This window comes from Brevundimonas sp. (genome assembly GCF_965227765.1).
In the GTDB taxonomy this organism is placed as follows: domain Bacteria; phylum Pseudomonadota; class Alphaproteobacteria; order Caulobacterales; family Caulobacteraceae; genus Brevundimonas.
The window spans coordinates 1,622,898-1,635,884 of record NZ_OZ245778.1 but is presented as its reverse complement, the minus strand read 5'-3'; the positions used below and the strand labels follow the sequence as shown (position 1 = coordinate 1,635,884).

Genomic DNA, 12,987 nt, shown 5'->3' with positions numbered 1-12,987 from the left:
GCCCCGCCGCTCCGTCCGAAGCGTGCATCACGCCTCACTGATAACGGATTTCCTGCAGGTCCACTTCGCGGATCAGGCGACGGCCCACGTCCTCGTCGATCTGGCGCGTCCGCATCAGGCGTCCCAAGGCGTGGCGTTCTGCGGCCAGCCCGGCCAGACGCAGTTCGCGCTCGATCAGGTCCAGCCTGCGAGACGCCTCGACGTCATCATCGTCGGTGTGGGTGTGGCTCTCGATGCGGTGGCGATACAGGGCCATGATGCGGCTGGCGATGTCGGCGTAGCGGTCGGGATCGGCCTGCCCCTCGGCCAGCCGATGCGAGGCTTCCTCGACGGCCTTCAGCGCCGCGCCGGCAGCGGCGACCCGCGAGCGATCCTCTTCCTGCTGATGCGAGGGTTCGGGCGGCAGTTCGACGTTCTTCAGCAGGCGCGGCAGGGCGAAGGTCGCCACCACCAGGGACACGATGATCACCCCCGCCGCCAGGAAGATGGCCAGGCTGCGCGAGGGCAAGGGCGAGCCGTCGGCCAGGACGAAGGGCACGGTCAGGATACCGGCAAGAGTCACGGCCCCGCGCACGCCGGCCAGCGACATCACCATGGTCAGCCGCAGGCCCACCTTGGGCGCAGGCCCCTTGTGACGCTGGCGAAACAGGGTCAGCTTCAGCGAGGTCCACACCCAGACGAAGCGCAAGGTCGCCAGGGCTGCGACAATGCCCAGCACATAGACCGCCAGCCACCAGGTCTCGGGGCGGCTGGTGCCTGCAACCACCTGAGCGGCGCGGGCGAAGATTGAGGGCATCTGCTCGCCCAGGATGACGAAGATCACCCCGTTGGCGACGAACTGCACCGTGTCCCAGACGACGGCGCGGCGGATGCGGGTCATGGCCATGGCCTGGGTCGCGCGCACGCCCCTCTCGGTGAAGCTCATGGTGATGCCCGCGGCGACGGCGGCCAGAATGCCAGACGCGTGCAGTTCTTCGGCGGCCAGATAGGCGGCGAACGGGATCAGCAGGCTGATCAGGATCTGGGCCCCCACGTCCTCGCCCCAGCGACGGCTGACCAGGCTTTTGGCGTAGCTGATGGCCAGGGTGATCCCCACGCCGACGGTCACCCCGGCCAGGGCCAGCCAGGCGAAGGTGCCGATGGCCGCCCCGATGGAAAACACGCCCGTCGTCGCGGCGATCACGGCGATCCGCATACAGGTCAGGCCGGTCGCGTCGTTCAGCAGGGATTCGGCCTCGAGGATATGCATCAGCCGCTTGGGGATCGGCGCGCGCGAGGCGATGGCCTGGACCGCGATCGGGTCGGTCGGCGACAGGATGGCCGCCAAAGCGAAGGCCACCGGCAGGGGCATCTCGGGGATCATCCACCAGATCAGGAAGCCCAGCCCCAGGACAGTGAACAGCACCAGCCCCAGGGCCAGTTCCAGGATCACCGCCCGGTCACGAAACAGGTTTTCCTTGGGAATGCGCCAGCCGTCCAGGAACAGCAGCGGCGGCAGGAACAGCAGAAAGAAGATATCCGGTTCCAGGTCGATCGATTCACCGGTGATCATCACGACCACGGCCCCCAGGGCGATCTGGACCAAAGGCAGGGCGATCCGGGTTATCCGCGCAATCGAGCCCGACACCACCACGGCCAACAGAAGCAGCAGGACGGTCTCGATCAGGGCCATGGTCAGTCGGCTCCGAACTGCCGCTCGAACCGCCCCAGGGCCTGTGTGGCGAGCCGAACCACGACGTGGGTGCGGCCCTCCTCGTCGGTGTCGCGCGAGGTCACCCGACCGTGTTCATACAGCCAGGCCAGGGCCTCGCCCTGCGTCGGCTCCAGCGTCAGATGGGTCTCGGGATCGTCGTCGATCAGGCGGGTGATGATGTGGCGCAGGGGTTCGATCCCCTCGCCGGTCCAGGCCGAGACCGCAGCCGCCTTGCCCTCGGCGGCCAGACGCTCGGCCTGCCCCAGCACGGCCTCGCGCACGTCGGCGTCCAGCAGGTCGGTCTTGTTCCAGACCTCCAGAATCCGGCGCGGCTTCTTCTCGCCGTTGGGGCCTTCGGGGATCTCGATCTGTTTCAGCACTGCCTCGACGTCGCGGGCCTGGGCCTCGCTGTCGGGCGAGGCGATGTCGCGGACGTGCAGGATCAGGTCGGCCTCGCCCACCTCTTCCAGCGTGGCGCGGAAGCTCTCGACCAGTTCGTGCGGCAGGTCGGAGATGAAGCCCACCGTATCGGCGACGATGGCCGGTCGCCCCTGAGGCAGACGGATCGTGCGCTGGGTCGTGTCCAGGGTGGCGAACAGCAGGTCCTTGGCCAGCACCTCGGACCCCGTCAGTCGGTTGAACAGGGTCGACTTGCCGGCGTTGGTATAGCCGACCAGGGCAATGGTCGGGAACGGGACCTTCTGGCGCTGTTTCCTGTGCAGGCCGCGCGTGCGGCGCACCTCTTCCAACTCGGTCTTCAGCCGGACGATGCGGTCGGCGATCAGGCGGCGGTCGAGCTCGATCTGGGTCTCGCCGGGGCCGCCGGTCGATCCCGTGCCGCCGCGTTGCCGCTCCAGGTGGGTCCAGGTACGGACCAGGCGGGATTTCTCATAGTCCAGCCGCGCCAGTTCGACCTGCAACCGGCCTTCCTTGGTGCGCGCGCGACGGCCGAAGATTTCGAGAATCAGCCCGGTCCGGTCGATGACCTTGCAGTCCCATTCCTTCTCCAGATTGCGCTGCTGCACCGGCGTTAGGTTGTCGTCGATGACCACAGCCTCGGCCTCGGCGGCGCGGACCAGGGCGGCCAGTTCCTCGACCTTGCCGGTGCCGAACAGGGTCGCCGGCGTCACCTTGCGAATGCGCACGATTTCCTCGGCGCGAACATCCAGGTCCAGGGCGCGGGCCAGGCCCACCGCCTCCTGCAGGCGTTCTTCCGCCAGCCGCGAGCTTTCGCTGCGGCCATCGGGATGGATGACGATCGCCCGGATGAGCGGAACGGAATGGTCGATCAGCTTTGACGTCAAAGGGTCTCTGTCGGTTGGGTTTAGGCAGCGGCCCGTATTGCACAGGCCGTCATCCTCGGGCCTGGCCCGAGGATCGGATGTAGTGCGTCACGACGCGATACGAAATACCTCGCCGTTCAAACCAACGGTTTCACGCAACATTCTGCCTTGGAGTTGAGCCCGAGGGGACGATGCGGAGAGACGCTCAATCCTCGTCGGCTTCCGGCTCGTACATCTGCACGGGCGCGGAGGGCATGATGGTCGAGATGGCGTGTTTATAGACCAGTTGCGATTGGCCGTCGCGGCGCAGCAGCACGCAGAAATTGTCAAACCAGGTCACGATGCCCTGAAGCTTGACCCCATTGACCAGAAAGATGGTCAGCGGCGTCTTGGTCTTGCGGACGCTGTTGAGGAAGGTGTCCTGAAGGTTCTGGCGCTTTTCTTGCGTCATGGCAGGTTGGGCCTGTTCTTTGATTGTTGCGCTACGCCCTTCGAAGCCTGAGGGGCGCAGGACCGGATCGGATGCCCGGCCCAAACACCTTAGCCGTCTCAATTGCTGCGCCGCAACCGTCACTGTAGCCAATCACCGTTACACGGCGTCGCGCTTGGCCTTCTCGAGGTATTCGGTGCGCAGTCGCGTGGCGATCGGACCCGGCTTTCCGTCGCCGATCTTGACCCCGTCGATCGAGATCGCAGGCATGACGAAGGCGCCGGCGGCGGTGAAGAAGGCTTCCTTGGCCTCCTTGGCGTCGTCCACGCTGAAGGGGCGCTCGTCCACTTCCAGACCATGTTCGGCGATCAGGGCCATCAAGGTGGTGCGGGTGCAGCCCTTCAGGATGTTGGCCTGGGTGTCGCGCGTGCGCAGCTTGCCGTTCTTGTCCACGATCCAGGCATTGGTCGAGGAGCCTTCAGTGACCAGGCCCATCTCGTCGACCATCCAGGCCTCATAGGCTCCCCGGTCGCGGGCGGCCTGTTTGGCCAGCACGTTGGGCAGCAGGCCCACGGTCTTGATGTCGCACCGGCCCCAGCGGATGTCGGGCTGGGTGATGACAGCCACGCCCTTGGCCGCCTGGGCCTGGGCCTTGGCGAAGGAGACGGACTTGGAGGTGACGATGACGCTGGGCGGCGTACCCTCGGCGGGGAACGGATGATCGCGGCGAGCGGTGCCGCGCGTGACCTGCAGATAGACGATGCCGTCGCGCACGCGATTGCGGCGCACGGTCTCGCGCAGCACCTGGGTCAGGGATCCGCGTGTCATGGGAATGGCGATCCGAAGCTCGGTCAGGCTGCGGACCAGGCGCGTCATATGACCTTCAAAATCGGCCAGCTTGCCGTCGAAAACGGACCAGACCTCATAGACGCCGTCGGCGAATTGGAAACCGCGATCCTCGACATGGATCACAGCCTCGCTGAGTGGTTGATAGGTTCCGTTGACGTAGGCGACGCGCGACATCAGTCCAGACTTCCCTCTTCATCGTCCCCGCCCCGCGCGGGAGATACGCCCAGCGACTTCAGTTTGCGGTGCAGGGCCGAGCGTTCCATGCCGATGAATGCGGCCGTGCGCGAGATATTTCCGCCAAAACGCATGATTTGGGCCGCCAGATACTCGCGTTCGAACACTTCACGCGCCTCGCGCAACGGCAGGGCGATGGTCCGGTCCGCCCCCATGGAGCCGTTGCCGCCGGAGGATGCGACCTCCTGGGGCAGCATTTCGGCGCTGATGGGGTCGTTCAGATCGCCTGTGGCCAGGATCAGCAGCCGCTCGACATTGTTGCGCAGTTGCCGGACGTTGCCGGGCCAGGGGTGGACCTGCAACACCGCCACCGCATCGTCGCCCATGCGGCGGCGCGGCAGGCCCTGGGAGGTGGACAGGGTGTCGATGAAATAGTCGACCAGTTCGGCGATGTCCTCGCGCCGTTCCGACAGGGCTGGAACCCGGATCGGCACGACGTTCAGACGGTGGAACAGGTCCTCACGGAACCGGCCCTCGGAAATCTCGGTCTTGAGGTCGCGCGCGGTGGAAGTAACCACGCGGACATCGACCTGCACGTCCTGCTCTCCGCCGACCCGGCGAAACCGCTGATCGACCAGCACGCGCAGGATGCGGCTCTGGCTCTCGCGCGGCATATCGCCGACATCGTCCAGGTACAGGGTGCCGTTATGGGCGCGTTCGAACACGCCGATCTTGCGCGGGCGTCCATCGGCGCCCTCCTCGCCGAACAGTTCCAGGTCGAGGCGTTCGGGGGTCATGCCGGCCGCAGAGATGGCGACGAATTCACCACGAGCGCGCGGGCTGGCCTCGTGGATCTGGCGCGCGACCAGTTCCTTGCCTGAGCCCGGGGGGCCCGAGATCAGCACACGACTGTTGGCGGGCGCGACCTTGGCGATGGTGGTGCGCAGGGCCTGGGCGGCGGCCGAACGACCGATCAGGCCGGAAGGCACGGCGGCCTGGGCGCGCAGGCGACGGTTCTCACGCTTCAGCGCAGCCGATTCCAGCGCCCGCTCGATCACCACGACCAACCGGTCCGACTTGAAGGGCTTTTCAATGAAGTCGTAGGCGCCGCGCTTCAGGGCGCTGACGGCGGTCTCGATGTTGCCGTGGCCGGACATCATGACGACGGGCAGGTCGGCGTCGAGCTCCTTGATCATGTCGAGCAGTTCCAGCCCGTCCATGCCCCCGCCCTGCATCCAGATGTCGAGGACCAGCAGCGAGGGCTTCCTCGCCCGGATGCCGGCCAGCGCCTCTTCGGAACTGGAGGCGACGCGGACCGAATGGCCCTCGTCCTCCAGCAGTCCCGAGACCAGGTCGCGGATGTCGGCCTCGTCGTCGACGACCAGGATGTCGGCTCCGGTGACTCTCATATCGCCTCGCTATTCAGCCGCGACGCCGGATGCGAGCGCATCGGGCGAGGTCACGGCGTTGGGATTGAGCGGAAATATCAGGCAGACGCGCGCGCCGCCCAGGGTCTCGGCGTCCGCGAGCCGCAGCTCGCCGCCATGGTCTTCACAGATGCGCTTGACGATCGCCAGGCCCAGGCCTGTGCCCTTCTCGCGGGTCGTCACATAGGGCTCGGTCAGGCGGTCGCGGTCGCGCGCGGGCAGGCCCTTGCCATCGTCCTCGATGGCGAAGGTGGCGACACCGTTCTCGACCGTGAGCCGGGCCAGGATACCGGGCGCCGTGTCGTCCGCGGGTGCGCCCAGACGCCGCGCGCTGACGGCCTCGCCGGCGTTCTTGAAGATATTCAGCAGGGCCTGACCCACCATGCGGCCGTCCGCCTGCAGGCTCACCTTGGGCAGGGGCTCGACCAGTTCGACGGCGATCTCGGGCGCCGCCACACGCTGGGCGAAGACCGCCTCGCGCAGCAGTTCGGCGGGGTTCTGGGCCGCGAACTTGGGCGTCGGCATCCGGGCGAAGGACGAGAACTCGTCCACCATCCGGCCGATGTCGCCGACCTGGCGGATGATGGTGTCGGTGCAGCGATCGAAGATCTCGACATCCTCGTCGATCCGGCTGCGGAACTTGCGCTTCAGCCGCTCGGCCGACAGCTGGATCGGCGTCAGGGGGTTCTTGATCTCGTGGGCGATACGCCGCGCCACGTCGCGCCAGGCGGCGTTTCTCTGCGCCGTGACCAGCCGGGTGATATCGTCGAAAGTCAGGACCATCTCGCCGCCCTGCCCGCCCTCGATGCGAACCCGAAGGCGGCGCGTCTCGCCCTCGCGGCTGATGTCGATGTCTTCCTCGATATGGGCCTCGACCCGCCCCACCAGTTCGCTGAGTTCCGGCGCGACCTTGGCCAGAGCCTTGCCATGCACGTCCGCCTCGGGGATCGACAGCAGTTGCAGGGCGCTGTCGTTGATGGCCGAGATACGCCCGCGCTTGTCCAGGCCGATCACGCCGGCGCTGACGCCCGACAGCACCGTCTCGATGAACAGGGTGCGGGACTGGGCGTCCTCGCTGGCGGTCTTCAGCGCCGCCTGCTGGGCCTGAAGGTCGCTGGCCATGCGGTTGAAGGCGGCGGACAGGTCGGCGATTTCGCCTGGCGCGCCCCGGCTTTCGACCCGCGCCGTCAGGTCGCCCGCCGCCACCTGATCCGCCGCCTTGACCAGGCGACCGATCGGGGCCGAGATCGCGCTGGCCGCCGACATCCCCAGCCAGACCGCGCCGACCAGCACCAGCAGCGCCGTTTCCAGATAGCTGAGTGCAAAGGCGCCCTGGATGCGGGCGCGGCTTTCCTCGGCCTCGCGATAGCGCTGGATCGACACGTCCCCTGTCCGCATCTGGGCCACCAGACCCGGCGCCAGGGGCCGCACCACATAGAGATAGGCGTCGCCATAGTCCGGCAGAGGATAGACGGCGCGGACCACATCGGGGTTCTCGGTCACCTCGACGGGCGCCCGCTCGCCCTGGGCGGCAGTCTCCAACGCGGATCGAGGCGGCGCGACATAGGGCGGCGCGCCGGGCAGCTCTCCCCGCGCCAGCACCTGTCCGTCGCTGTCGAGAATATAAACCGCCGGATAGCCGAAGAAGTCGGCGATCTGGGTCAGGGCGTTCGAGAACTGGATGCGGTTATCGAACGCGTCCCGGATACCGCCCAGCTCGTTGGACATGACGTCCAGATCGCGCTCAAGATTCCCGCCCACATCGCTGACATAGGCCCGGCCGATCTCGGCGCCGTTCTCGACGGCGGACCGAACGTTGGAGCTGAACCACTGGTCCACGCCCCGGTTCACCAGCACACCGAACACCAGGGCGATCAGGATGGCCGGCACCACCGCCACCAGCGAGAACAGAGCAACGAAGCGCAGGTGAAGTCGCGCGCCAGGGTCCGTGACCCGATCCTGGGCCAGTCGCATGACGCGAACGCCGATGATGAGCGCCAGGCCGCCGATCAGGATCAGGTTGGCCAGAAGGATATAGAGGACCGCCTGCCCGGCCATGGCCCTCGCCCCGCCGTCGGCTCCCGCACCCGGAGCGACGGCCACAAGCCAGATCGCCGCCGCAGCAATCAGGACGGCCAGGCCATAGGCGGCGCCGAACAGGGCCCGCGCCCGACCTTCCGTAGCCCGCCGCCACCACTGAGGGGGCGGGCCTTCGGCCTGATCTTGCTCAGGAAACGATGGAGGCGTGTCCGTCATGCCGCATCAGCTTCACTCAGCTGTGGCGAAAACTCAACAACGGAGTTGCCGAAATGCGGCAGGTCGCCCAACCACAACTGCGTGAGCGCGGCCTCCACCTCGAATGGGTCGTCCAGCCGGCACAGCCGCGCCTTGGCGGACCGGCGCTCCAGGGGGTCGGCGGGCCAGGGCGCCTGTTCGATGTACCAGCCCAGATGCTTGCGGAACATCCGCAGACCGATCGGCGCCTCATAGAAGGCGACCGAGGCGCGCAGGTGCTCGATCACGATGGCCAAACGCTCCGCGCGGTCCGGCTCGGCCAGATCGGAGCCGCCCGCCAAGGCCCGCTCCAGATGCGCCGCCAGCCAGGGCCGGCCATACACGCCGCGCCCCAGCATCAGCCCGTCGGCGCCCGACTGGCGCAGGGCCTCGCGCGCATCGTCCGCCGTCAGGATGTCGCCGTTGACGATGACGGGGATCGACACCGCCGCCTTGACCGCGCCCACGGCGGTCCAGTCGGCCACGCCGGAGTAGAACTGCTGACGGGTGCGTCCGTGGACTGTCACCGCCTTGACGCCCGTCGCCTCGGCCATGCGGGCGATGTCGACGGCGTTCCTGTGGCTGTCGTCCCAGCCCAGCCGCATCTTGACGGTCACGGGGCGGCTGGTCGCCTGCACCGCCGCCTCCATCAGCCGGCAGGCCAGGGTCGGCGTCCGCATCAGGGCCGAACCGGAGGCCGAGCCCGTGACCTCCTTGGCCGGACAGCCGAAATTCAGGTCGATAATGTCGGCGCCCGCGGCCTCGGCCATCCGCGCGCCCTGGGCCATGGCCTCGGGATCGCGCCCTACCAATTGGATCACCGTCAGGTTCAGACCGTCACCTACGGCGGCGCGCCGCACCACGTCGGGTCGCGCCCGCGCCAGCTCGGCCGCCGCGACCATCTCTGTGGCCACATAGGCAGCCCCCAGACGCGAGGCGAGCAGCCGGAACGGCAGGTCCGTAATTCCGGTCATCGGGGCCATCAGCACCCGCCCGGCGATCCGCACATCCCCGATCTGCAGTCCTGATGTCATTCCAAGGTCCGTCATCGCGCCTTTGCGCCGTCTTCATGGCCTCTCGTCAAGCGGAACGGCGGCGATTAGAAGGCGCCATGACTTTTGCAGGGATCGTGGTGGCGGCCGGAACGGGCTCGCGGGCGGGCGGCGCCAAACAGTGGCGACAGCTGGGCGGCAAGCCCATCGTCCGCTGGTCGGTCGAGGCTTTGCTGCAGGCGGGCGCTGCGCCTGTCGTCGTCGTCATCCCCTCAGGCGCGCAGGACCAGCTGGCCGAAGCCCTGTCCGGCCTGTCCGGCTGGGCGGCTGTGTCGGGCGGCGAAACCCGCGCCCTGTCCGTGCAGGCGGGGCTCGCGGCCCTGACCGGCCCGGCCGACCAGATCGTGCTGATCCACGACGCGGCCCGCCCGATGCTGACCGGTCCGGTCATCGACCGGCTGTTGAACGCTCTGACCGACGCCGACGGCGCCATCCCCGCCCTGCCCGTCCCCGACACTCTGAAGCGCGGCCACGGCGGCGCCATCACGGACACTGTGGACCGAGCGGAACTCTGGCGCGCCCAGACGCCCCAGGCCTTCCGCGCCGACCGGCTGGCGCGCGCCTGGGCCAACTGGCCAGGCGATGAAGCCCCCACCGACGACGCCGCCGTGGTCGAGCGCGACGGCGGCCGCGTCGCCCTCGTTCAGGGCGACGCCCGGCTGATGAAACTGACCTTCCCCGAGGATTTCGCCATGGCCGAGGCCCTGATCGCCCAAACCACGCCTCGCATGCAGACCCGCGTCGGCACGGGCTTCGACGTTCACCGCTGGGGACCGGGAACATCCGTCTGGCTGTGCGGGGTCGAGATCGCCCACGACCAGACCCTTATCGGTCATTCCGACGCCGACGCCGGACTGCACGCCCTGACCGACGCCATCCTGGGGGCTCTGGGCGATGGCGACATCGGCGATCACTTCCCGCCCACCGATCCGAAATGGAAGGGCGCGGCCTCCGACCAGTTCCTGATCCACGCGGTCGAGCGGGTCGCGGCGCGCGGCGGCCGCGTCGTCCATGTCGACGTGACCCTGATCTGCGAACAGCCCAAGGTGAAGCCGCATCGTCTGGCCATGCGCGAACGGCTGGCCGCCATCCTGAACCTGCCGCTGGACGCCGTCAGCGTGAAGGCCACGACCACCGAGGCGCTGGGCTTTACCGGTCGCGGCGAAGGCCTGGCGGCCCAGGCAGCGGCGACGGTCGAGCTTCCCGCCTAAATCACCCCTGCGAGATAGGCTCGCACCGCCTCACGCTGTTGCCGGGCATAGGCATCGTCCTTCCGCCGAAGATCAAAATCGTCAACGAAATGCGTCACCGAAGAGGGTCGTTGAGCCAGCAACGCCATCTGATCTCGTGTCAGGTTGAGAGACAGACGCTCAACAGTCGCCCAATCTCGCGGCATTGAGGTTTCAGCGTCGAGTATTTCTCTGATCACATGGTTGAAATCGGCCTCGGTCATATCATCCACGATTAGCGATGTTGCGCCACAGCGACCCGAACAGGTTTACATAGTCGTCCGTCCAGGGCCGCACGTCGGTCTCGGGCGGCGAGGCCCAGCGCGGATCGGCGCGAAATTCCTCCAGCCCCGCCTCGGTCGGCGACAAGATCAGGGCCTCGGTCGAGGCCTCGGCCATGTCGGGAGCCTCGGCGTTCTCGACATAGATCTGGTGCAGATGCGGCACGCCCAGGGTGCGCGCGGCGGCCTCGGCCGGCTGGGTGATCTCCAGGTTCCGGTTGGACAGGTGCAGCACCACCACACCGTCAGGCTTCAGCAGCTTCAGATAGCCGGCTATGGCTTCTTCCGTCAGCAGGTGGGTCGGCACGGCGTCCGAAGAGAAGGCGTCGATCAGCAGATAGTCGTAGGTCCCCGCCGGCTCCTTGGCCATCGTCAAACGCGCGTCGCCCAGCACGGTGCGAATCTGCCCGCCGGGGCCGTCGTTCTTGGCGCAACCGTTGATGAAGGTGAACCATTTGGGATCGCGCGACAGCCGGTCGACCATCGGGTCGATCTCGAAGAAGGTCAGCCGGTCCTCTCCCCGCTTGTATCCGGCCATGGCGCCGGAGCCCTGCCCGACGATGCCGACATTGACGCCCCAGGCCCGGCGCTGGACCATCTGCATGGCCTGACCGATGGGCGTGGCGGGGGCGTAATAGAGGGTGGGCATACAGGCGAAGCCCGGATCCCGCGCCTGGGCCCCATGCAGGGTCGTGCCATGCATCAGCACATTGACCGGCCCGCCCAGCCGTTCGTCGTTCGTCGTCGCCACTCGCATGACGCCAAAGAAGCTGCGTTCCGTCAGAGCCCAGTCGTAGCCGCGCGCGATATGGAAGCCCGACATGACGACAGCGGCGAGAATGATCGTGAACAGGATCGCCCGCTCTCGCACCAGAAAGGCGCAGATCGCGGCTCCGCCCAGGATCAGCTGCGCCGTCTGGATCATGCCGGTGTTGGAGAACATCGCCCGGAACTCGGGATTGTAGCGCATGACCTCCAGCGCCATCGGCGGCACGATGGCCAGGGCGATGCCGGCCAGGAACAGTCCGATCTGCGCCCGGCTCAGCGGGTTCCAGCCGCCCCAGGGCCGCGCCAGCCCGACCAGCACCAGCACCAGCGGATACTCCCACACCATGTTGAAAAGGCTGGGCGCGATCAGGGCGGTGAAGGCGCCGCCGACCACCCCGCCCAAGGACATCAGCAGGTAGAACTCGGTCAGCCGATCCGGCGCCGGTCTGCGAGCCGCCATGGCCTGATGGCACATCAGGGCGGTGAAGAAGAAGGTCGCCAGGTGCAGGCCGAAGATCAGCGCCCACTCTCCGGTGCGGAACGCCATCATGCTGACCGTCGCCGCGCCCAACGCCGCCTGGATCATCAGGGTGATCGGCATAGGGATCGCCGGTCGGGTCTGGAACGCCACGACGAAGGTCAGCAGATACAGGGCCAGGGGCGCGACCCACAGGAATGGCGCCGAGGCGACGTCGGTCGACAGGTGGGCCGTCACGCCCAGCATGAGGCTGGACGGCGCAGCGGCCAGCAGGACAAGGACCCCCTTCTCACGCCAGGGGATCTGCGGGCTGGCGGCCAGGGGCGCGGGATCGCTCATCACCGTGCCCGCGACCTCGACCCGACGCCGCCAGACGACCCAGGCCAGGGCGACGATCAGCAGCATGAAGACCGCATAGCCCCCGCTCCACCCCGCCCGCTGGCTGGACAGGGAGGCCAAAGGCTCGATCAGGATCGGATAGGCCAGCAGCGCGAGGAAGCTGCCCAGGTTGGAGGCGGCGTAGAGGACATAGGGGTTCTGGCCGTCCGCATGGCCCGCCCGCACGCGCGCATACCAGGCCTGCAGCAGGGGCGCCGTCGCCGACAGCACGGCGAAGGGCGCGGCGACCGACAGGGCCAGGGTCGCCAGCAGCCAGCCGATCGGCGCCGAGGGGTCGGGATCGCCCAGCAGGCCGCTGATCTTCAGCGGCAGGAACAGGGCTGCGGCCACCAGCAAGGCCAGATGAACCGCCAGTTGCGACCGCAGCGCCTTCAGCCGCTGCAGGGCGTGGGCATAGGCATAGCCGACCAGCAGCGCGGCTTGGAAGAAGACCATCGAGGTGTTCCACACCGACGGTGATCCCCCCAGCATCGGCAGAACCAGCTTGGTCACCATGGGCTGGACCACGAACACCAGGGCCGCCGAGGTGAAGATGGCCACGGCGAACAGGATGGGTGTGACCCGATCGCGGGAAGCGTTGGGATCGGCGGCGGCTTCGAAGGCGGATTCGGTCATGAAGGCTCCGTCGTCTTCGCGCGCCAATCGACAGA

Annotated in this window: 10 protein-coding genes; 1 reads left to right on the top strand and 9 read right to left on the bottom strand. The window is 67.7% G+C overall.

The features are described 5' to 3' along the window. Positions 1–34: 34 nt before the first annotated feature. The 7 genes from ACO05L_RS07845 to dusB form a co-directional block, all read right to left on the bottom strand. Positions 35–1,672, bottom strand: coding sequence for a Na+/H+ antiporter (locus tag ACO05L_RS07845; protein WP_421731595.1), 1,638 nt, complete (start codon positions 1,670–1,672; stop codon positions 35–37). Between the two features lie 2 nt (positions 1,673–1,674). Then, a complete protein-coding gene (gene hflX / locus ACO05L_RS07840) occupies positions 1,675–2,997 on the bottom strand; it encodes a GTPase HflX (RefSeq protein ID WP_421731594.1) in 1,323 nt (440 codons plus the stop codon). Positions 2,998–3,181: 184 nt separating this feature from the next. Next, positions 3,182–3,427: an RNA chaperone Hfq gene (gene hfq / locus ACO05L_RS07835; protein ID WP_421731593.1), complete on the bottom strand. Its 246-nt coding sequence runs from the start codon at positions 3,425–3,427 to the stop codon at positions 3,182–3,184. Between the two features lie 138 nt (positions 3,428–3,565). Then, positions 3,566–4,429 carry a D-amino-acid transaminase gene (locus ACO05L_RS07830; RefSeq protein ID WP_421731592.1) on the bottom strand — a complete coding sequence of 288 codons (864 nt, stop codon included), beginning with the start codon at positions 4,427–4,429 and terminating at the stop codon, positions 3,566–3,568. Then, a complete protein-coding gene (locus ACO05L_RS07825) occupies positions 4,429–5,838 on the bottom strand; it encodes a sigma-54-dependent transcriptional regulator (protein ID WP_421731591.1) in 1,410 nt (469 codons plus the stop codon). Before ACO05L_RS07825 ends, ACO05L_RS07830 begins: the two co-directional genes overlap by 1 nt. A 9-nt stretch (positions 5,839–5,847) precedes the next feature. Continuing rightward, entirely contained in the window at positions 5,848–8,112 is a 2,265-nt protein-coding gene (locus ACO05L_RS07820) for an ATP-binding protein (RefSeq protein WP_421731590.1), read from the bottom strand. After that, positions 8,109–9,164, bottom strand: coding sequence for a tRNA dihydrouridine synthase DusB (gene dusB, locus ACO05L_RS07815; RefSeq protein WP_421731589.1), 1,056 nt, complete (start codon positions 9,162–9,164; stop codon positions 8,109–8,111). Before dusB ends, ACO05L_RS07820 begins: the two co-directional genes overlap by 4 nt. A gap of 77 nt (positions 9,165–9,241) precedes the next feature. On the opposite strand from dusB, the gene ACO05L_RS07810 reads away from it, so the two are divergent. Beyond that, positions 9,242–10,393, top strand: a complete 1,152-nt coding sequence (locus ACO05L_RS07810) for a bifunctional 2-C-methyl-D-erythritol 4-phosphate cytidylyltransferase/2-C-methyl-D-erythritol 2,4-cyclodiphosphate synthase (protein WP_421731588.1) — start codon at positions 9,242–9,244, stop codon at positions 10,391–10,393. Here ACO05L_RS07810 and ACO05L_RS07805 read toward each other — a convergent pair. Next, complete coding sequence (locus ACO05L_RS07805; RefSeq protein WP_421731587.1) at positions 10,390–10,635, bottom strand: hypothetical protein; 246 nt, start codon at positions 10,633–10,635, stop codon at positions 10,390–10,392. The two genes, ACO05L_RS07810 and ACO05L_RS07805, sit on opposite strands and share 4 nt — an antisense overlap. Before the next feature lies 1 nt (position 10,636). After that, entirely contained in the window at positions 10,637–12,952 is a 2,316-nt protein-coding gene (locus ACO05L_RS07800) for a fused MFS/spermidine synthase (RefSeq protein ID WP_421731586.1), read from the bottom strand. Positions 12,953–12,987 lie beyond the last annotated feature (35 nt).

What these genes read in the sequence shown, in the direction of transcription:
- ACO05L_RS07805 (WP_421731587.1), bottom strand. Translation starts at nt 10,635, where the DNA reads ATGACCGAGGCCGATTTCAACCATGTGATCAGAGAAATACTCGACGCT.
- ACO05L_RS07810 (WP_421731588.1), top strand. Translation starts at nt 9,242, where the DNA reads ATGACTTTTGCAGGGATCGTGGTGGCGGCCGGAACGGGCTCGCGGGCG.
- hfq (WP_421731593.1), bottom strand. Translation starts at nt 3,427, where the DNA reads ATGACGCAAGAAAAGCGCCAGAACCTTCAGGACACCTTCCTCAACAGC.
- ACO05L_RS07845 (WP_421731595.1), bottom strand. Translation starts at nt 1,672, where the DNA reads ATGGCCCTGATCGAGACCGTCCTGCTGCTTCTGTTGGCCGTGGTGGTG.
- ACO05L_RS07825 (WP_421731591.1), bottom strand. Translation starts at nt 5,838, where the DNA reads ATGAGAGTCACCGGAGCCGACATCCTGGTCGTCGACGACGAGGCCGAC.
- ACO05L_RS07800 (WP_421731586.1), bottom strand. Translation starts at nt 12,952, where the DNA reads ATGACCGAATCCGCCTTCGAAGCCGCCGCCGATCCCAACGCTTCCCGC.
- ACO05L_RS07820 (WP_421731590.1), bottom strand. Translation starts at nt 8,112, where the DNA reads ATGACGGACACGCCTCCATCGTTTCCTGAGCAAGATCAGGCCGAAGGC.
- dusB (WP_421731589.1), bottom strand. Translation starts at nt 9,164, where the DNA reads ATGACATCAGGACTGCAGATCGGGGATGTGCGGATCGCCGGGCGGGTG.
- ACO05L_RS07830 (WP_421731592.1), bottom strand. Translation starts at nt 4,429, where the DNA reads ATGTCGCGCGTCGCCTACGTCAACGGAACCTATCAACCACTCAGCGAG.